General features: G+C 46.7%; 20 protein-coding genes. 5 read left to right on the top strand and 15 right to left on the bottom strand.

All coding sequences use genetic code 11. The features are described 5' to 3' along the window. The first annotated feature begins 76 nt into the window (after positions 1–76). The 4 genes from E4V70_RS10385 to E4V70_RS10370 all read left to right on the top strand — a co-directional run bounded on the left by E4V70_RS10385 (position 77) and on the right by E4V70_RS10370 (position 3,149). The gene (locus E4V70_RS10385) at positions 77–535 is read left to right on the top strand and encodes a thioester dehydrase (RefSeq protein ID WP_122862848.1); all 459 of its coding nucleotides are present in this window, start codon (positions 77–79) and stop codon (positions 533–535) included. Positions 536–601: 66 nt separating this feature from the next. After that, positions 602–1,534 (top strand): aspartate carbamoyltransferase catalytic subunit, encoded by a 933-nt coding sequence (locus E4V70_RS10380; RefSeq protein ID WP_122862847.1) that lies wholly within the window; start codon positions 602–604, stop codon positions 1,532–1,534. Next, positions 1,531–2,811, top strand: a complete 1,281-nt coding sequence (locus tag E4V70_RS10375; protein WP_122862846.1) for a dihydroorotase — start codon at positions 1,531–1,533, stop codon at positions 2,809–2,811. Before E4V70_RS10380 ends, E4V70_RS10375 begins: the two co-directional genes overlap by 4 nt. Positions 2,812–2,921: 110 nt before the next feature. Next, positions 2,922–3,149, top strand: a complete 228-nt coding sequence (locus tag E4V70_RS10370; protein WP_122862845.1) for a hypothetical protein — start codon at positions 2,922–2,924, stop codon at positions 3,147–3,149. Between the two features lie 602 nt (positions 3,150–3,751). On the opposite strand, the gene E4V70_RS10365 is transcribed toward E4V70_RS10370, so the two are convergent. The 15 genes from E4V70_RS10365 to E4V70_RS10295 form a co-directional block, all read right to left on the bottom strand. Then, positions 3,752–5,071, bottom strand: a complete 1,320-nt coding sequence (locus tag E4V70_RS10365; RefSeq protein ID WP_122862843.1) for an amidohydrolase — start codon at positions 5,069–5,071, stop codon at positions 3,752–3,754. 391 nt (positions 5,072–5,462) lie between these two features. Continuing rightward, positions 5,463–6,548: a glycoside hydrolase family 3 N-terminal domain-containing protein gene (locus E4V70_RS10360; protein WP_122862842.1), complete on the bottom strand. Its 1,086-nt coding sequence runs from the start codon at positions 6,546–6,548 to the stop codon at positions 5,463–5,465. 447 nt (positions 6,549–6,995) lie between these two features. Then, the gene (locus E4V70_RS10355) at positions 6,996–7,886 is read right to left on the bottom strand and encodes an NAD(P)H-dependent glycerol-3-phosphate dehydrogenase (RefSeq protein WP_122862841.1); all 891 of its coding nucleotides are present in this window, start codon (positions 7,884–7,886) and stop codon (positions 6,996–6,998) included. A 218-nt stretch (positions 7,887–8,104) separates the two neighbouring features. Continuing rightward, positions 8,105–9,526, bottom strand: a complete 1,422-nt coding sequence (gene gatB, locus E4V70_RS10350; protein ID WP_122862840.1) for an Asp-tRNA(Asn)/Glu-tRNA(Gln) amidotransferase subunit GatB — start codon at positions 9,524–9,526, stop codon at positions 8,105–8,107. A 126-nt stretch (positions 9,527–9,652) separates the two neighbouring features. Next, positions 9,653–10,360 (bottom strand): F0F1 ATP synthase subunit A, encoded by a 708-nt coding sequence (locus tag E4V70_RS10345; RefSeq protein WP_122862839.1) that lies wholly within the window; start codon positions 10,358–10,360, stop codon positions 9,653–9,655. A gap of 147 nt (positions 10,361–10,507) precedes the next feature. Next, complete coding sequence (locus E4V70_RS10340) at positions 10,508–11,275, bottom strand: TSUP family transporter (RefSeq protein ID WP_122862838.1); 768 nt, start codon at positions 11,273–11,275, stop codon at positions 10,508–10,510. Between the two features lie 437 nt (positions 11,276–11,712). Further along, positions 11,713–12,261 carry a superoxide dismutase family protein gene (locus E4V70_RS10335; RefSeq protein ID WP_004321292.1) on the bottom strand — a complete coding sequence of 183 codons (549 nt, stop codon included), beginning with the start codon at positions 12,259–12,261 and terminating at the stop codon, positions 11,713–11,715. A 135-nt stretch (positions 12,262–12,396) separates the two neighbouring features. Then, entirely contained in the window at positions 12,397–13,158 is a 762-nt protein-coding gene (locus tag E4V70_RS10330; protein ID WP_122862837.1) for a TIGR02757 family protein, read from the bottom strand. Between the two features lie 54 nt (positions 13,159–13,212). Next, positions 13,213–15,066: a flagellar hook-associated protein FlgK gene (gene flgK / locus E4V70_RS10325; protein WP_122862836.1), complete on the bottom strand. Its 1,854-nt coding sequence runs from the start codon at positions 15,064–15,066 to the stop codon at positions 13,213–13,215. A gap of 3 nt (positions 15,067–15,069) precedes the next feature. After that, complete coding sequence (gene flgN / locus E4V70_RS10320) at positions 15,070–15,501, bottom strand: flagellar export chaperone FlgN (RefSeq protein ID WP_122862835.1); 432 nt, start codon at positions 15,499–15,501, stop codon at positions 15,070–15,072. A 35-nt stretch (positions 15,502–15,536) separates the two neighbouring features. Beyond that, positions 15,537–15,740 (bottom strand): flagellar biosynthesis anti-sigma factor FlgM, encoded by a 204-nt coding sequence (locus tag E4V70_RS10315; protein WP_122862834.1) that lies wholly within the window; start codon positions 15,738–15,740, stop codon positions 15,537–15,539. Between the two features lie 53 nt (positions 15,741–15,793). After that, on the bottom strand, positions 15,794–16,105 hold the full coding sequence (locus E4V70_RS10310; protein WP_122862833.1) for a rod-binding protein: 312 nt from the start codon (positions 16,103–16,105) through the stop codon (positions 15,794–15,796). Beyond that, the gene (locus tag E4V70_RS10305; RefSeq protein WP_122862832.1) at positions 16,105–17,166 is read right to left on the bottom strand and encodes a flagellar basal body P-ring protein FlgI; all 1,062 of its coding nucleotides are present in this window, start codon (positions 17,164–17,166) and stop codon (positions 16,105–16,107) included. Before E4V70_RS10305 ends, E4V70_RS10310 begins: the two co-directional genes overlap by 1 nt. Positions 17,167–17,235: 69 nt before the next feature. Continuing rightward, on the bottom strand, positions 17,236–17,802 hold the full coding sequence (rsmD, locus tag E4V70_RS10300; protein WP_122862831.1) for a 16S rRNA (guanine(966)-N(2))-methyltransferase RsmD: 567 nt from the start codon (positions 17,800–17,802) through the stop codon (positions 17,236–17,238). Next, entirely contained in the window at positions 17,799–18,185 is a 387-nt protein-coding gene (locus E4V70_RS10295; protein ID WP_122862830.1) for an ornithine carbamoyltransferase, read from the bottom strand. The genes rsmD and E4V70_RS10295 overlap by 4 nt, the downstream gene beginning before the upstream one ends. A 147-nt stretch (positions 18,186–18,332) precedes the next feature. Between E4V70_RS10295 and E4V70_RS10290 the strand changes: the two genes are divergently transcribed. Further along, positions 18,333–18,704, top strand: coding sequence for a FlaG family protein (locus E4V70_RS10290; protein ID WP_122862829.1), 372 nt, complete (start codon positions 18,333–18,335; stop codon positions 18,702–18,704). Position 18,705: the final 1 nt, after the last annotated feature.

Below are 18,705 nucleotides of genomic sequence, written 5' to 3'. Positions count from 1 at the left end.
TTAAATACTATGGTTTTATAGTAAAAAAAGCAAAATTTCAGTATAACCGCCAATTTAAATCAAAAAAGGATAAACAATGTCATCTATCGCATTTTACGCCGTCATCTGCGTCATAGCCGCGCTAGTGCTCTACGCGCAAATACAAAAAACAACGAGAAAGATCGACGAAAACGGCACTCTAGCAAACAACTCCCCCGAGGCCGTGCGTCAAATTTCGGTGCAAAAATATAAAGATTTTTGCGAGATTATTAACGGCGAGCTAAGGGAGCTAAAGATGAAAGCGCTCTACGACGACGCCCTAAAAAACGAAGATCTAAAAGAAAAATTTTTAGAAAGCCTAAGCGAGATGAGCAAGAAGTTAACGTTTATCGAGACGATGAACACCGCTAGAAACCCCGACAAATGGGAGAGCGAGCTATTTGAGGTACTTAGCCGCCTAGACGATCTCGTCACTGAAAATTTCAAAGACGGCGAGCGCGCGGGCGACGAGATTAGAGAGCGTCTGGGCGCGGAGTTTAGCAAGCTACAAAATTAAATCTTAAGTAAAAACGGGGTAATATCGCTTTTTTGATTTAACTCTATCTTTCTAAGGAAAAAACGGATGAGCTATACCAAAAAAGACCTCGTAACCGCTGCAAATTTAACCAAAGACGAAATTTACCATTTCCTAAATTTAGCCAAGGAGTTTAAGGCATTAAACAACTCCGAGACCAAAAAAGCAAAGTCGCTCTACGGCAAAACGACCGTAAACGCCTTTTTCGAAAACTCGACTAGGACGCGAACGAGCTTTGAGATCGCAGCTAAGCGCCTCGGAGCCGACGCGATAAATTTCACCGCCTCAAACTCCAGCACCAAAAAGGGCGAAACGCTCATCGACACCGTCCATAACATCGTCGCGATGAAAACGGACGTCGTAGTCGTGCGCCACTACAGCTCGGGCGCGGCTAAATTTATAGCCCAGAACACCGACGCTCACGTCGTAAACGCAGGCGACGGCCTAAACGAACACCCTAGCCAAGCGCTGCTTGATCTTTTTACTATACTAGAAAATCGCGGCAGCCTAGAAAATCTCACGGTCGCCATCATCGGCGATATCTTTCACAGCCGCGTAGCGCGCTCAAACATCTACGTCCTAAAAACGCTCGGAGCCAAGGTTAAGCTATTTGGCCCACCGATGTTTTTAACGGGCATGGAGGCTTTTGGCTGTCAAATTTGCTCCGATATGCGCGAGGCTATCCAGGACTCGGACGTCATCATCATGCTGCGTATCCAGCTCGAGCGTCAGGATGATGAGATAGCGTTTCCGTCCGTGCGCGAATACTCCAAATTTTTCGGCCTAACCCAAGCTAAAATGCAATACGCCAAAGATGGCGTCATGATCCTACACCCGGGCCCGATAAACCGCGGCGTCGAGATAAACTCCGACGTAGCCGACGATCCACGCTACTCACACGTGCTAAATCAGGTCGAAAACGGCGTCGCCGTCAGGATGGCGATCCTAGATACTCTCATCAAAAACAAAGGCGCAAAATGAAAACTCTCATCAAAAACGGCACGATCGTAAATCACGACGGTTCGCAAAAAGCAAACGTCCTAATAAACGGCGACAGGATCGCTCTCATCACGGCTGACGAACCAGCAGCAGATAAAGTAATAGACGCTAGCGGCAAGCTCGTGATGCCGGGACTTATCGATATGCATGTGCATTTTCGCGATCCCGGCCTTGAGTACAAAGACGACATAAACACGGGCTCTGAAACCGCAGTCGCGGGCGGCGTAACAACCTGCTGCCCGATGGCAAATACAAATCCCGTAAACGACAACGCCGTCGTCACGCGCGATATGGTAGCTAAGGCAAAAGCTCGCGGCCTCATCGACCTGCTACCAATCGGTGCGATAACTAGCAAGATGGACGGCAAAAAGTGCGTAGAGATGGGCGATATGACCGAGGCGGGCGCAGTGGCGTTTAGCGACGACGGGCTGCCAGTAGCTAGCAGCGATGTGATGAGATACGCGCTTGAATACTCAAAGCACTTCGGTAGCTTCGTCATCAACCACTCCCAAGACTGCTCGCTATGCCGCGGCGGCCACATGAACGAGGGCCGCGTCTCAGCGATACTAGGCATCAAAGGCATGCCGCGCGAGCAAGAAGAAATCATGGTCTCGCGCGATCTGCTACTAGCCAAGCTCACGGGCGGTCACATCCACATCGCGCACGTTAGCTCCGAATGGTCGCTAAAGCTCATCGCTCAGGCTCGCGCGGCCGGCATAAACGTGACCTGCGAGGCGACGCCGCACCACTTTACCTACACCGAGGACGAGCTGCTAGGATATGATACGAACTTTAAAATGTCGCCGCCGCTTCGCACCAGATCAGACGTGGACGCGATCAGAGAAGCTCTTAAAAGCGGCCTCATCGACGTCATCGTGACCGACCACGCCCCGCACCATAACGACGAGAAATTTTTAGAATTCGACAAGGCACCTTTTGGTATCCTTGGCCTGCAAACCCTCGTGCCGCTCACGCTAAATTTAGTCCGCGAAGGCGTGATAAGCTACGAAAAAATGGCGGCTCTAACGTCTTATAACGCGGCTAAAATTTTAAAACTAAAAGACAAAGGCGTGATCGCGGGGGGCTACCTCGCCGACATCGCGATAATCGATCCAGGCTTTGAGTATCTCTACGACAAAAACCTAAATAAATCAAAATCCCAAAACTCCCCGCTGCTAGGCAAAATGCTAAAAGGCGCGGCGGTAATCACGATAAAAAGCGGGAAAACTGTGTTTGAGTTTCCAAACGTCGTGGCGTGATCCGATAAATTTGACGTAAATTTGAAATTTGACTTTGCGGCGGTTAAGGTTGCCGTATGGTCAAATTTAGCAACGACTAAAAAACAAAATTTGAAACCATAGGACAAGTATTGCAAAATAAACCCGCGACCAAAACCGTCAAAAATACAAAAGAGCAGTTTTTTAAAAACATTTTTATCGCTTATGTCGTCGCCTCTTTCGGGATTTTTATCATCCCCGAGGATATATTATCTAGTTGCAAAATTTGCCGCAGTTTCGTAGAAGTTATGAAGCAAATCTTTCCAAATATCCAAATTTTTAGCGACATAAGTCCGTTTAAGCAAGAGATAGAATTTTAAGCGAGCTATTATATGTGGGTACTTGGGCTGCTACTGGCGATAATTTTGAGTGCATTATTCGTTATATCCGGTAAACGCAAAGCTCCGAACATAAGCTGGCCGATATCGATGCTTGGTCTTATACTTAGCACATTTATTATATATGATTATTTCTTTGGTTGCATAGGCGTAGACGGCATAGTTTTACGCGACGGAACTCGTATCGAGATAACGTTTGATACAAAATTTGAAATATTTGCCGTCATAACGGTTTTTCAACTTTTTTTCTCTTTACTTGGACTGTTTTTATCGGCCATCTTGTTGCGAGATTTATTTTTTAAGATTTTTTACCTGGGAAAAGAGAGCAAATAAATTTAAATCCGTTTAAAATTTGCGGTTTTGATATCGGCAAATTTGCCTTGTCGCTGCACAATTTCGACGACTCTATTCAGCCCGCCAAATTTACGACCGACTGCCGAGCAAATTTAACCGCCGAATTTATCAAAATTTAGAAGTCGAAACAGACAAATCCACGCCGCCGCGTCAGCTCAATCGATGATAAAAAACCGATCAAGCCGAGCGCAAGCGACGCAAATTCGTCAAATTTGACTCAAAATTTAGCCTCACGCGTCCTTGCCGTTTATCGCGTACGCCGAGCGCAAAAACACGTCCGTGCCCGATAGCAGCGCGCTCTCATCAAAGTCAAACGCGCCGTTGTGATGCCCTGCGGCGAGCTTGGTACCGATCATCAGATAGCCGCTCTTGCCGCCTGCTTTTTGCACGGCGTGCATAAAGTGCGCGAAGTCCTCGCAAGCGCCGAAATTTAGATCCCGCACGATGAGCTCGTCCTTGATAAAAGGCGACTGGCGCGCGGCGCGCTCGTAGATATCGGTGATCTCCTCGCTGCTATCGCCCCCGCTCGTGCCGCCGGTTAGCTTCACGTCGTACTGCACGCCGTACATCTGCGCGACGCCTGCGACGATGTCCATGCATTTTTGAAACATAAATTCATTTAGCTCGGTCGTTTCGCCGCGCGTTTCGCAGGCGATGTAGCCGTTTGGCGCGATGACGTTTCGTCCCTCGCCCGCTCGCAAAACGCCCACGTTTATGCGCGTGACGCCGTCAGCATGGCGCGTGATACCGTGCATGGCTAGAGCCGCCTGAGCTGCGGCCAGCAGAGCGTTTGCGCCTTCTTGCGGAGCGCCCGCCGCGTGAGCCGATCTACCCGTGAAATTTACGTCGAATTTCGACGTCGCAAGAAGCTTGTTCGTACCGCAGATGATGCCGCCGCTAGTCTTTGCCTGAAAGCCGATATGACCGCCCAGCAGGTAGTCTACGCCCTCCAGCACGCCTGCTTGCTCCATCGGCACGGCGCCTCTGGTGCCCTCCTCGGCGGTTTGAAATATAAATCTAAATTTGCCTTTAAAATCGTCCAAATTTTGCGCGATGAGTTTAGCCATCGCTAGGCCGATCGTGATGTGCCCGTCGTGCCCGCAGGCGTGCGTGATGCCGTCTATATCGGCTCTAAACCCCTCTTTAAACGGTCTGTGCGCCTCATCCTTGCTCTCGGTCACGTCCACGCCGTCAATGTCGAATCTAAACGCAAGCGTCTTGCCGGGCCTACCCGTATCAAGCTCGGCCACCACGCCCGTTAGCCCATCCTCCATCACGGGCAAAAACTCGCGCTCGTCGGCGCTTAGCAGGCTTTTTGCGCGTTCTAGATATTTTTCTTTGTCTTTCTCGCTACCAAGACCTGCTCTAGCTTCGGGTTTCATTATCTCGCGTCCCATTTTTAGGCTGTAGCCGAGCTTTTTTAGCTCACTAGCGATCTTTGCCGTCGTAAAAAACGTGAAAAAACCGGTCTCGGGATGCGAGTGAAAAAACCGCCTATTTTTCACCATTTCGTCTTTTAGTGCTTCGACTTTTGCTGCTACCTCGTCCATTTTTCGCTCCTTAAATTTAGAATTTTTATTATCTTCCTTAAATATATATTATACATCAAGATTAGTTTTAAAAGCTTAAATTTGAGCCGAATAATGATAAATTTAATGCTGATTTTTGCAAGCCGACTTGTTTGGCGTAAATTTGATTTTTGTCCGCGGGGGTATTTCAGTCGGTTTTTAAGCGGCGATTTGCATCAAAGCGGTGCGGGTTTGGCGAGCTAGCCAGTAAAATTTGGGCGATAAATTTGAGTTCAAATTTAAAATGTCGTCAAATTTGAACCCAAATTTACAAAACAAGAAAAAAGAGGCAAATTTGACTTCAGCCGCCGCGCACACCGACTAGCCACTAAACAAACTCCGCGCAAAAGCCCAAATTTGCCCTACGGTTAGCCTATTTTATGCTACTCTTTAGCTTCATTATCCGCTCGTAGGATTCCTCGATACGCTCTTTTGGTATCTGCTTGGCGCCCACCGCGTCCACGACTAGCTGCGTGACGAGCTCCGCGGTCCTGCGCCCGTCTATCTTGTAGTCGCTAAAGAGCATCACGTCGCCGCCTGCGTTGATAAAGTTTATCACCTTTTCTTGCAACGTAAAGTCCTTTAGTCCGCCCATAAGCATGTCGTCGCTGATGACTACGCCGTCAAATTTGAGCTCGCCGCGCAGCAAGCCATCGATGATCGCCGGCGAAAGCGAGGCCGGCAGCTCGGAGTCGCGCTGCATGAGGTAGATGTGGCCGACCATTATCATCTTGGCTTCGTTTTTGCGAACCGCGTCAAAATACGGCTTAAGCTCGGTGTAGTCGAATTTTTCGATCACGACCTTGGCGGTGTGGCTGTCAGCCTCGACGTTACCGTGTCCCGGGAAGTGCTTCATCGCCGCTATCACGCCGCGAGCTTGCGAGGCCTTCATAAACTCGCTTGCGTACAGCGAAACCTCGTCTATATCGGCGCTAAACGCCCTGCCGCGCGAGCCGATGATGGTGGATTTTGGATTTAGCACGTCGGCCACGGGAGCGAAATTTACGTTTACGCCGACGTCTTTTAGCTGCTGCGCCATCTTAGCGTAAAGCTCGCCCGCAGCGGCTAGATCGAGCGTTTTTGCCACTTTTTGCGCCGAGATAAAGGTTTCAAATCCGCTCTTATCCTTAAATCTCGTGATCTGCCCGCCCTCCTCGTCGATAGCGATAAAAATGCCTTTTTGCGCCTCTTTAAATGCGCTTGTTAGCGCCTTGAGGTTCTTTTTGTCCGAGATATTTTTACCGAGCAGCATCACGCCGCCAAAACGCTGATATTTGGCCTCCGAGACGGCTTCTTTGGCGGTTTTTGGATCAGAGCCGTTGAAGCTGACCATTATCATTTGGGCTATCATTTTGCGAAGCGTCGGTTTTTCTTGCGCTTGTGTATCGGCAGCGTTTAGCATAGTCGGCAAACCAGCCAAAAACAGAGCCGAAAAAAGTGCGGCGATAATTTTTTTCATTTCTTTCCTTTTTTTGTTTTTGCGGATTTTACACTATTTTGGATAAATTTAAGGACTCTTGGCGCTGTTTGGACAGGCAGGTGCGGCAAAGCGACAAAATTTGAAATCTATAAATTTGTTGCAAGGTTGCAAGCGGGATAAAATTTAAAGACAAGCAAACACCAATAAAAAATAACGCAAATTTGATCTTGGAGGCTTTGGCGATGTTATTACTCGATTGATACTTATGTTTGGGCGGTATGGATTTGTTGTTTTGCTTTACTAGCTAAAAACAACATAAATAAAGCATGCAAACAGTCGCATCAAATTTAACTTTTTTAAAATTTGCGAATAAAATTCGTTCAGGATTGGAGTTTTTAAAATTTAAATTTAAGCCCAAAACAGGCAAATAGCGGTCCTACAAACCAAATTTACCTCCGCCATAAAGTGCTGCGTTTTAGCCAAATTTTATTTTTTACTTAGTAGATCTCTCAGGCTTTCTTGCACGTCTTTACCGCGTAACATCGCCGCGACCTCGTTTACTATCGGCGTATAGATGCCCTTGCCGGCGGCAATCTTTTCTATCGCGTAGGAGGTGTCCACGCCCTCTGCGACCTCGCCTAGATCGTTTAGGATTTTGTTAAGGCTCTCGTTTTTGGCAAGTCCCAAGCCAACGCGGTAGTTGCGCGATAGTACAGAAGAAGCCGTGAGAAAGAGATCGCCCGCTCCGCTAAGCCCCAAAAACGTCTGATGCTGTGCGCCAAAATACTCGCCAAATCTCGCCATCTCGACAAGCCCGCGCGAGATGAGGCTGGCACGAGCGCTGTTGCCAAGCCCGAGTCCGTCGCAGATACCGCCCGCGATAGCGATGACGTTTTTATAGGCGCCCGCGATCTCCGCCCCGATAACGTCGCTGCTAGCGTAGGCTTTGATATTTTGCGGGAAAAGCTCCGAAATCTCACGCGCCAAGGCTTCGTTTTTAGAGTTTATAACGAGCGCGCACGGAAGGTCGTTTTGTATCTCTTTGGCAAAGCTCGGACCCGATAAAAAGGCCAAATTTACCGCACTAACGTGTTGTTCATAAATCTCGTCTAAAAATCGTAAACTCGAAGTCTCAATACCTTTTGAGGCGACCAAAATTTTCTGTCCGAAGTTTTTAAAATGCTCTTTTAGCCAGCCGCTAACGGACTGCGAAGGTATGGCAGCGACCAGCAGATCACGCTTTAGCGCCTCCTCTAGATTCACGAAATGCGCGCCTTCAAGCTGCCTACGCGAGCTGATGACGCAGTCGTTTTTTTGCGAAAGCGCATGAAAAAGCGCACTGCCCCACTTCCCTGCTCCGATGATGGCTATTTTCATTTTTTCTCTTTTTTGTGATTTACGTTTATTTTAGCTAAATTTGATCGATCCGCTCGCAACCTCAAATCTTGCTTTTGCGAAAATTAAACAACTTAAATTTGACCGCACCGTCCGTCTCTATAAAATAAGAAATTTGGCGCCGTAAATTTACTTTTCGGGTCAAATTTAGCCCGAAACCCGCGCCGCCAAATAATGCTAAATGGCGGCACAAGTCAAATTTATCCTAGTTTTTCTTTTAAAAGCTCATTCACTTTTGCAGGATTAAACGCGCCCTTGCCCTCTTTCATCGTTTGTCCGACGAAAAATCCAAAAAGCTTATCCTTGCCGCTTTTATACTCGGCGACCTTGTCGGCGTTCGCGCTTAAAATTTGATCTATTATCGCTATGATGGCCGAGTCGTCGCTGACCTGCTTTAATCCCAATTTTTCGATGACGGCGTCTACGCTACCCTCGTTTTCCATAAGATAGTCAAGCACCTCTTTTGCCGCCTTGGCGCTTATCGTGCCGTCTTCGATGCGGCGTAAGAGATCTATCATCTTAGCCGAATTTACGGGCGACGTCTCGATCGTAGCGCCGTTTTTTAGGCGACCCAAAAGCTCGACGATGAGCCACGTTACGGCAAGTTTCGGCGATATTTTAGCCTCCACGAGCTCTTCGAAATACTTCGCCGTCTCCACGCTGCTCGTTAAAATAAGCGCGTCGTCTTCCTTGACGCCAAGCTCGCGCTCGTATCTAGCGACCTTTTGCTCAGCAAGCTCGGGGATCTTGATCGCTTCGTTATACATCTCCTCGGGGATCTCGACGGGCAATAGATCTGGATCGGGGAAATATCTATACTCGGCGCTATCTTCTTTGCCTCGCATCGAGCGCGTGACCAAATTTACGGTATCAAAAAGGCGCGTTTCTTGATAAACTTCTTCATCGTATTTGCCGTCTTCCCACGCCGCGCTTTGACGCTCGACCTCGTAGTCGATCGCTTTTTGGATAAACCTAAACGAGTTTAAATTTTTAATCTCGACGCGCGTGTAGAGCTTGCTGTCGCCTTTTGGGCGGATACTGACGTTGGCGTCGCAACGAAAGCTTCCCTCTTGCATATTAGCATCGCTGATGTTTAAAAATCGCAAAATCGAGTGCAGTTTTTTTAAGTACGCAACCGCCTCGCCGGAGCTGCGCAGATCAGGCTCGCTCACGATCTCAAGCAACGGCGTGCCAGCGCGGTTTAGATCGACTAGGCTCTGTCCGCTCTCGTGGATGTTTTTACCCGCGTCCTCTTCAAGGTGCGCGCGAGTGATGCCGATGCGCTTTTTCTCGCCGTTTACGTCTATAAAAAGCTCGCCTTTTTCTACTATCGGTATCTCAAACTGCGAAATTTGATAGGCTTTTGGAAGGTCGGGATAAAAGTAGTTTTTACGGTTAAAAACCGAGCGTTTATTTATAGTCGCATTTACCGCCGCGCCGAAGCTTATCGCCTTTCTCACGGCTTCTTTGTTTAGTACCGGCAAAGATCCAGGTAACGCCAGGCAGGTCGGACAAACGTGCGTATTTGCCTCATCGCCGAAGCTTGTGGAGCAAGAGCAGAAAATTTTAGTTTTTGTATTAAGCTGAGTGTGAACCTCAAGCCCGATAACGACTTCAAACATAATTTGCCTTTTATTTAAAATTTAGGGCTTATTTTAGCAGGATTTTTATTTAAGTTAGATAAAAAGAAGGGGTTGCGCCCGCCGATTTTTAGCGTATTTTAGCTAGCGGACGCGTAAATTTAAATTTCAGTGCTCTTCGTGGCTGATCAAGATCGCGCCGGCAAGATACACGTAAGTAAGAATCATAAAGATAAATGTTTGCAAGCACGCCATAAACGTAAGTAAAACAAACGCCGGGAGCGCAGCGTAAGACGCAAGAGCAAGCACGACCAAAAGGAACAAATCATCGCCCTTGATGTTACCGAAAAGTCGGAAAGAAAGCGATACGACGCGAGACAGATGCGAAACGATCTCAACGATAAACATTATCGGAGCTAGCCATTTATTAGGCCCCATAAAGTGCGCAAAATACTTGACGACGCCGTTTACTCGGATACCTTCATAGTGATAAAACACGAAAACTACGAGCGCTAAAGTAAGAGTCAAATTTAAGCTCGAAGTCGGAGCTTCAAATCCAGGTATTATGCCTATTATGTTACTTACGAATACGATCAAACCGATGGTGGCGACTAGCGGCAGATACTTTCTAGATAGCGCTTCGCTGCCTAGCACGTCCTTGCCCATTGACACGACGCCCTCTAGATACGCTTCGAGGATATTTTGCGTTCCGCGAGGCACGAGTTGCAAATTTTTAGTTGCAAATTTTGCCACGATAAGCACGATAATCGCGACTAAAACGAGATGCCCCGCGTAATTTACCGCGTGGATAACGTGCTCGTTGTCGGTAAACAAAGAAGCGATCCAACCTGTAAACAAAAACAAATTTTCTTGCATGGATTAACCTTAGATTTATGAAATTTAACGGCAATTTTATCCAAATAAACGTTAAAAGTTTTTTAAGCTTACCTCAAATTTCGCCCGAATTTTAGCTTTTTTGTAAAATTTGGCTCAAATTTCGTCGCCGTTTTTTAAAGCTCCCGCTCACGCGAAAAATCTATCATAAACGAGCTTTAGTATCGTCGCGCCCACGACGGCTAAAAACACGACTCTAACAAATTTAACATCTTTTTTCATAACCATATTTGAACCGAAATACGCGCCCAAAACCTGTCCCGCGCCCATCAAAAGCCCGACCGCCCAAAGTATCTGTCCGCCTGCAATAAAAACGGCAAGAGAGACGATATTGCTGGTAAAATTTAGGATTTTCGTATGCGCGACGGCTTTTTTCATGTTTAGCCCGATAAGTGCAACCATCGCAAACGTCCAAAAACTGCCCGCTCCCGGCCCGAAAAATCCGTCGTAAAAGCCTAAAATTAGGCCAAATATCACGTAAAAGGCTCGCGCGTTCATGCGTGCGGCCCTATCCTCGTCGCCGACCTTTGGCATCAAAAGCGTATAGATGAAAATCGCTATCAAACAAAACGGGATAATAACGCGCAAAAACTCGGCGCTCAAAAACAGTATAAGCACCGTACCGACGCACGCGCCGATAAAGGTAAAAACTATGCCAATAAAAACTTCGCGGAAATTTATCATCCCTTTTCGGGCGAAATTTAGCGCCGCGGTGAAGCTACCGAAAGTACCTTGAAGCTTGTTCGTAGCTAGCGCCACGTGAGGCGGCACGCCCATCGCCATGATCGTGGGTAGTGCGATCAGTCCGCCGCCGCCCGCGATCGCGTCTACAAAACCCGCCGCAAAGGCCGCCGCGAAAAATATCAAATACGCCGTAATGCCGAAGTCAAAGTCCATTTTCGCCCCTTTAAAAAGCAAAATCATACTACGAAAAATTTAAAAAATTTATAAAATTCGGCTTTTTGTTTTACTGCGGTTAAAATTTAATAAAGCGGCGAGTAAATTTTGCCGAGCAAGGTTAAATTTAACGGTTTAGGTTGCGGAGCATTTTGTAAATTTTGTGGGCGAGCTCGGAGATTTTTTGAAGTTTTAGATAAATTTTGCAAATTTGAGTTCTATTTAACGGCGGCAAATTTGATATAGTTTTTAAAATTTAGTTTGCGAAACCGCGCAGACAAAATTTGGATATTTTAGAAAATTGATTGAGATTTTGCTTTTTCGAGATAAGGGTTTTAAAATACACGACACGCTAGATTTAAAGCCGCGTTAAATTTGACCGAGTAAGAAAAAGAAGTTCGCCGACCGCCGAGTGCGGCAAATCGGCGAATGCGGGATTATTTTATAACGCCACAAACCATTCTAGCGCCGCCGCCGCCAAGAGGCTTTGGATGGTCGCTGTGGTTATCGCCGCCGACGTGGATCATTAGCGAGTGGCCTTTTAGCTCGTCGATTGTTTTGATTTTCGGAGCTAGCACCGGATAAACCGCGTTACCCTCGGCATCGACGAAAAGCGCAGGCAAATCGCCTTTGTGGCCGTTGTCGTCCCATGCAAACGAGTGTTTTTTGGTGTCGCTTGGATCCCAGTGGCCGCCCGCTTTCATGCCTAGACCTTTTTCATTTGCGCCGCAGTCAGCGTTTTGATGCACGTGAAATCCGTGCGCGCCGCCCTCAAGGCCTTTAAGATTCGGGAATAGGGCCACGCCGTAGTTAGTCTCGACCGCTACTACCTCGCCAACGACAGTGTTGCCCTTTTCGCTTAGTTGCTCCATAGTGACGACTAGGTGCTTGCCTGCCTTTGGATCAAAGACTTTTTCCTCATGCGCAAGAGCGCTAGTAGCAAGTAAGCAGCCTAGAGCCGCGCTAGCTAAAACGATTTTTTTCATTTTTTCTCCTTAAAATGTAATTGCAAGGTAACTATAGCCTAAATTTGATTAATTTAGGCTTTAAATTTTCTTAAATTTAACGCGCCGCAAGGGCTTAAATTTGCCGCCGTTTCGCGCGAGAAAAACCCGTCAAATTTATTTTATCTCGCTTAAAATTTGCGCTAGTTCGCCGCTTTGGCCGATGCGGTAGAGCGCGAAATCGTACTTGATCGGATCGGCGGTATCAAATTTGCAAAGCTTGTCCGTTAGCTCGCGCACGGCCCTAAAATCATAGCTTTTGCGAGAGATTAAGCCCAAATTTAGCGAAACTCGGTGCGTATGCACGTCAAGAGGTATAAGGAGCTTACTTTTTGGCAGGCTTTTAAAAAGCCCAAGGTCGATGTCGCTATCTCGAACCATCCAGCGCAGGAACATATTGTAGCGTTTATACGGGCTTTGCGGCGCTTTTTCGTACGGCTTGCCGAAGAAAAACCCATACCCCTCCGAGCGGTAAGGGTTTAGCGAGTAGATAAATTTGATGAGTTCGTTTACGCCCTCTATCATCGAGCCGCTTTTCTCAAAGCCCGATCTCACCGTGCTTTCGATATCGCCCTGCTTTTTTAGACGCGAAACGGTGATAAAAATCTGCCGCACGTCTTCGCAACTTTGAAAGCGGTATTTATGCCGCGTCAAATTTGAAATGATCTCCTCCTCGCTTTTATCTAGCAGCGAAAAGTCAAGCGAATTTAGAAAATTTACGATGAGTTTTGCGTTGCCGTAAGCAAAAAGCGCACAGATGAGCGAGATCTCGGGCGTTTTAAATTTGCTCGCGACCTGCAGCGGATCGGCGGCAGCAAACAAGTCCGCATGGGTATTTTTAGAGATTACGTTTTGATCTAGGAGGGTTTTTAAGTCCATTTTTAGCCTTTTTGGCCGAGATTTTAAACCAAAAAGGCTAAAAGAAATTTAAATTTATTGTTTGACGGTTAGCAAGGTATCGAGCATCTTTTCTACGGTCGTGATGATTTTCGCCGCCGCGCCGTAGCTACTTTGAAAGCGTATGAGATTTGTTAGCTCCTCGTTTAAATTTACGCCGCTAACGGACTGATGCTCGGACATCGCGACCTTATGGATGGCGGTATTTGCGTCGTTTAGGTCGTTATTTGCCTGCGTCTCGCTAGCTAGATCGGACGTGATGTAACGGTAGTAGCCCTCGATGCTCTCCTGTTTATCTGCGTGTTTGTTGGAGTAAAACACGATTTTATTGTATTGCAGCTGCACCATATCATTTGCGACTTCGTTGTTACCCGGAGTCGGATTTGAGTAGGCTTTTAGCTTGTGCGGATTTTCTATCAGCTCGCTTTTTACGCTCATGTTTTTGGCTTTGTCGCCCTCAAATACCCTATTTAGCCCGATGATACCGGGGAAATTCGTGCCTTTATCGATAAAAGCTACGCTGTATTCGCCAGCGTTTCTTTTCGGTATGACGCCAAACGTTCCCCTGCCCGTCGCCGCGTCGTACTGATAGCTTGCCTGAAAATAATCATCCACGTCGTTTAGAGAGTTGTTATCGCCATTGTCGTCGGTATCGGAGTTAAAGTCGCGCACGATAGAGTTACCGCGAGTATTGTCGTTTATCGAAGTCGAGGCGTTTATGTTTATCGTTTTGCGAGCGACCTCTTGGCCTTGGTTGTTATAAACCACGACGTCAAAGCTACCGTGCTTGATGTCGTTATTAAAATTCATGAGCGTTCTAGAGTCGCTTAGGTCTTTTATCTCGTCGGTTACGGCGTTTTCTACGGCCGATCTTGCGTAGATATTGTTCGTCTCGTTTATGATACCTTTGGCGAAGGTATTTAGGTTGTCGATGTATTTTTGTATCGTTCCGTCCTGAAACTCTCCGCTATCATCCATCCTGCGTCCGCGCAGATCTAGAGCCGAGCCCAGTTTACCGCCCTGGATACGTCCGTTTAGATCGACCTTTTTGCCGTCCTCCCTTTCAAAATAAACGCCCTTAAATTCGCTCTTGCCGTTCATTTTATCTATCTTTAGCGGGTGATAGGTCACGCCGTCGACTATATTGAACCCCGAGATATTTATCTGATGCTTAGTGCCTATGTCGGTTACTGTAGGATCGACGCTAGTGCCTTGCAGTTCGCCCTTAAACACGCTTATACCCGCAAGCTTTGACATAGCAAGCTCGAGCTGATCGCGTTTGTCGCGCAGGTCGTTGGCTCTAGTGTTGCCCACGGACTCGACGCGCACGATCTCTTTGTTTATCTGCGCGATTTGCTTGGCGTATTTATTTATTTCATTTACGGTAACCTCTATCTGCGAGTCCACGTCTTTTTGGATCTTAGTTAGCATGTCGCTAGCTTTGTTTATGCTGGTTGAGAGCGTGCTAGCGTTATTTAGCAAATTTATCTTTTGCGAGCCCTCGGTCGGGTTTGAAGCGAGGTTGTTCCACGCGTTGAAATAATTTTGCAAATCTCTACCTATACCCACGCTTTGCAGATCTGGAAAGCGCTGCGAAATCTCCTCTAAAATTTGCTTTTTGTACTCGGTCGATTCTAAATTTATATTTGAAGTGCGAAGCCTAGCGAATGTAAATTCGTCATGCACGCGCACGACCGTATCGACCTGCGTACCCCTGCCGATATCGCCAGGAATATCGTGAAAAGGCTCTCTAGCAGACTGCACGACGCGCTGTCTAGTATAGTGCTCGCTGTCGGCGTTTGTGATGTTGTGTCCGGTCGTAGTGATCTGCGTCTGCGCGGCATCTAGGCCGCTCACGCCGATGTGCAAAGACGAAAATATATTAGCCATTTTTTAAACCCTCGTTTTAAATAAACTCTCCGGTCTTAGACCGTTTTTGTCGTAGCCGCCGTCTTGCTCGCCTTTAAACATATTTTTTAGCAAGCTATCGAAAAATTCTTTCACTCCGACGACGTATTTTGCGTATTCTTTGTTTTTTGAGTAGAGCTCTTCAAGCTTTGAGCGCATAAGCGCGAGAGATGACTTTACCTCATCGTCGAGGATAGAGCTTAAATTTGCCCCGCCGTTTTCCTTTGAGACTCTTAAAAGCTCTTTATCTAGCAGCGATTTTACGGATTCGAATTTTTTAACCAGCTCGTTTTTGCGTCTGACGCTATCATCGACCTTGCTGTGGTCGGCTAGTTTTATCTTTTCTATATCTTCCGTAGTTTGAGCGATGAGTTCGTCTAGCACCCCCATCGCCTCATCCAAATATCTTTTAAGCATTTTTGTCCTTTCTTTTTACGCAAGGACAAAAAATCTTATAAAAGCGTATCGGCAACGGCTTTTGCAGTCTTGGACATATCTAGTTTATATGTTCCGTTTGCGATCTGCTCGGCTATCTTTGCAACCTTGCTTTCTTCTTTGCCTTGTGTTTTTTCCATGTTTTCGCTCTTTTTTACATCGTTTGAGCGAATGATTTGCTGCGGGCTCATGCCCAGTTTAGCTCCGAGAGTTCCTATCATTTTCAAGCCTTTTTAGATTTGTTAGAAACTAAATCGGCAAATTTTGAAATTTCTTAAGCCCTTTCTTTCAAATAATTGAATAAAAGTTCGCTAAAGCCTAAATTTCCGCTCAGAGCCTTGCTCATCGTATCGTTATACATCGAGTGGTAGATCTCGTCTCCGGCATCCTTGCCGAATAACGGATTTTCATCCTTTAGCGCGATATCTAGCACGCTTTTAACCAAAAACGCCTCAAAAGCGTCGGTTTGCTCTTTTAAAAGAGCGTCTTGTTCGCTCTGAAATCTATCCACGCGCCTGTTTTCGATAGAGCTCGTGGCAAATTTATTATAAGAGCTTAAAGCCGCCGAAGTATCTACGTTTAGCATTATATTATCTCCAAGTCTACGTGTATAGCGCCGACGCGCTTTAGATTTTCCATTATCGCGATGATGTCGCTAGGCGTCGCGCCCATCTTGCTTAGCGCCCTTGCGACGCTAGCTACGGTAGTTTTTTCGCCGCTGATTTTTAGCATGTTAGCTACGGGATCGACTGCTGCGCCGTCTCGCAGGTCGATAGTTCTCTGCTCTGCCAGCGCCTCGTCGTATGAGTCGGGCTCTATCTTTATCGTGATGTCGCCGTGCGTGATGACGACGGGACCTACCGTGATATTTATGCCGCTTACTATCGTGCCGGTGCGCTCGTCGATTACGATTTTATCTAGCGCTTTATAATCCACGTCCAAATTTAACACTCTAGCTACGAAGTCGACCATATTTGCCCCGTTTGGCTTAGCGATCCTGATCGTTCGCGAGTCGACGGCTACCGCGCTATCGACGCCTACGTTTAAATTTACCGCTCTTTGGATGCTTGAAGCGGTGTCGAAATTCGACTCTTTTAAACTTAAAAATATCGCTTCTTGATTATAGATATCGTATGCGATCTCGCGCTCCACGATAGCGCCGCTTGGGATCGTGCCTGCTGTTACGTGATTGCCGCCTTTACTTCCGCCGCCGCGAGATGCCGTCTTGCCGCCTATGGTTAGCGAGCCCTGCGCCAAAGCGTAAATGTCGCCGTCCACGCCCTTAAGCGGAGTCATCAAAAGAGTTCCGCCCTGAAGGCTCTTTGCGTCGCCGATAGATGATATCACGACGTCGAGCTTATCGCCCTGCCTAGCAAACGGCGGCAGCTTTGCGATAACCATTACCGCGGCGGTGTTTTTAGATTTGATATCGTCGGGCTTGATTTTTACGTTCACGCTTTGAAGCATATTTGAAAGAGACTGTATCGTAAACTCAGAGCTACTGCCGTCGCCAGAGCCGTTTAGACCGACGACCAGACCGTATCCGATCAGCTGATTTTCCCTCACGCCAACGACGTTTGCGATATCTTTTATCTGCGCCGCAAAAGCCGATATAGCAAGGCTCAGCAAGCATGCCGCTAATTTCATTTTCGTCCTTAATTTTGTATTTTCAAGTACGAAAAAGCAATTAGCATTCCAAATTTGACGCAAAAATTTTTAAGAATAGTAGCTAAGCGAGGTGTTTCCGAATTTTTTAGATTTTAAAAGCGAAAAGGCGCCGATATTTTCCGGTAAATTTAAGTGACTGACATGCTCGAAAGCGATCAGATAAATTTTGTCTTTGGGCAAATTTATCGCCAAATTTACGCACTTTTCATAAACGTCCGCAAAGCCGTCCCTGATATCAAAAGGCGGGTCAAGATACAAGATAACGGGTAAATTTTGCCTCGCGACGATAGCCGGCGTAGTGTCAAAAGTATCGCCGTTTATGACTTCTAACTCGTCGCCGATAAGTTTAGCGTTTTGTAGCGCGATTTTATAGGCGTTTTTGTCGATTTCTACCGCGTAGGCCTTTGTCGCGCCGTTACTTAGCGCTTCTGCGGCCATCAGCGCGCTACCGCCGAAAGCCTCGATAAAAACCTTACCCGCTAGCTCGTAGCGAAACGAATCAAAAAACGAGCCTTTGACGATGCTTTTGGTGCTTCTTGTTGTTTGAAGCGAAGGCAAAAGCAGCTTTTTACCTTTAAATTTACCGCTCGAGATAGTCGCGTAGAGATTTTTCAACGAGCTTTCCTTAGAATCGCGAGTAGCTCTTCTTTAAATTTATCTATCAAATTTGAAACCTCAAGCTCCAAATTTGAACCGTTTTGCGGCGCGGATTCTTCTTTTATAACAAATGCGGGCGAGGTCGTGCGAGAAGGCGCGATAGGCTCTGAAAACTGAATCGCCGAGTAAAACTCCTCAAGCGCGGAGATAAGGGCTTCTTTACTAAAAGGGATTTTTAGATGAGGCGAGCGCTCGGCGATCACGAAAACGGGCTTTTTGGCCTCTATCTTTTTGTCTGCCACGATAAAATCGCAATCTTTTCTAGGCGAGATAAAATCTCTCAGAAATAGCCTTAGCGACTCCTCCAGCAAAATACAGTCGCATTCAAACGAAATTTTCACAAATTCTCCTTTTTCTCGCCTTGATTTAGGCTGGATTTTAACAAATTTATGCGAAAATTTAAATTAAGCAAAAAATTTCCCGAACGGGGCTAAAAAAATTTGTAAATTTGACGATATAGAAGCTAGCAAATATTTAAAGGAGAAAATATGGAAATTTTCAAAGTAGCGAGCCAACCGATGGCAAACGTAGCTACAAGCTCGCACGCGCAAAGCTCTACGCAAACTAGAGAGGTCGAAAGGACGCAGATCCAGCAAGACGCAACCCAAAATTTAACCGAGCAAAATAACGAAACGCTAAATGAAAAAGTAAAAGAAGCCACCGAAAAGCTAAATAAACAAATGGAAGATCTGGGCACTAGCATACGCTTTGGCTACAACGATAAGATAGAAGCCATGTATGTAAACGTAATGGAGATGAAAACCGGCGACGTGATCCGCAAAATCCCGACTGAACAAGCCATGAAACTAAGCGAATATTTTAGAGAGGCAGTCGGAGTTTTATTTGACAAGGAGAGCTAAA

Origin of the sequence: Campylobacter showae (assembly GCF_900699785.1) — a bacterium.
Classification (GTDB): Bacteria; Campylobacterota; Campylobacteria; order Campylobacterales; family Campylobacteraceae; genus Campylobacter_A; species Campylobacter_A showae_D.
Note: the sequence above shows the minus strand (reverse complement) of the source record. Positions and strands in the feature narration are given on the sequence as shown.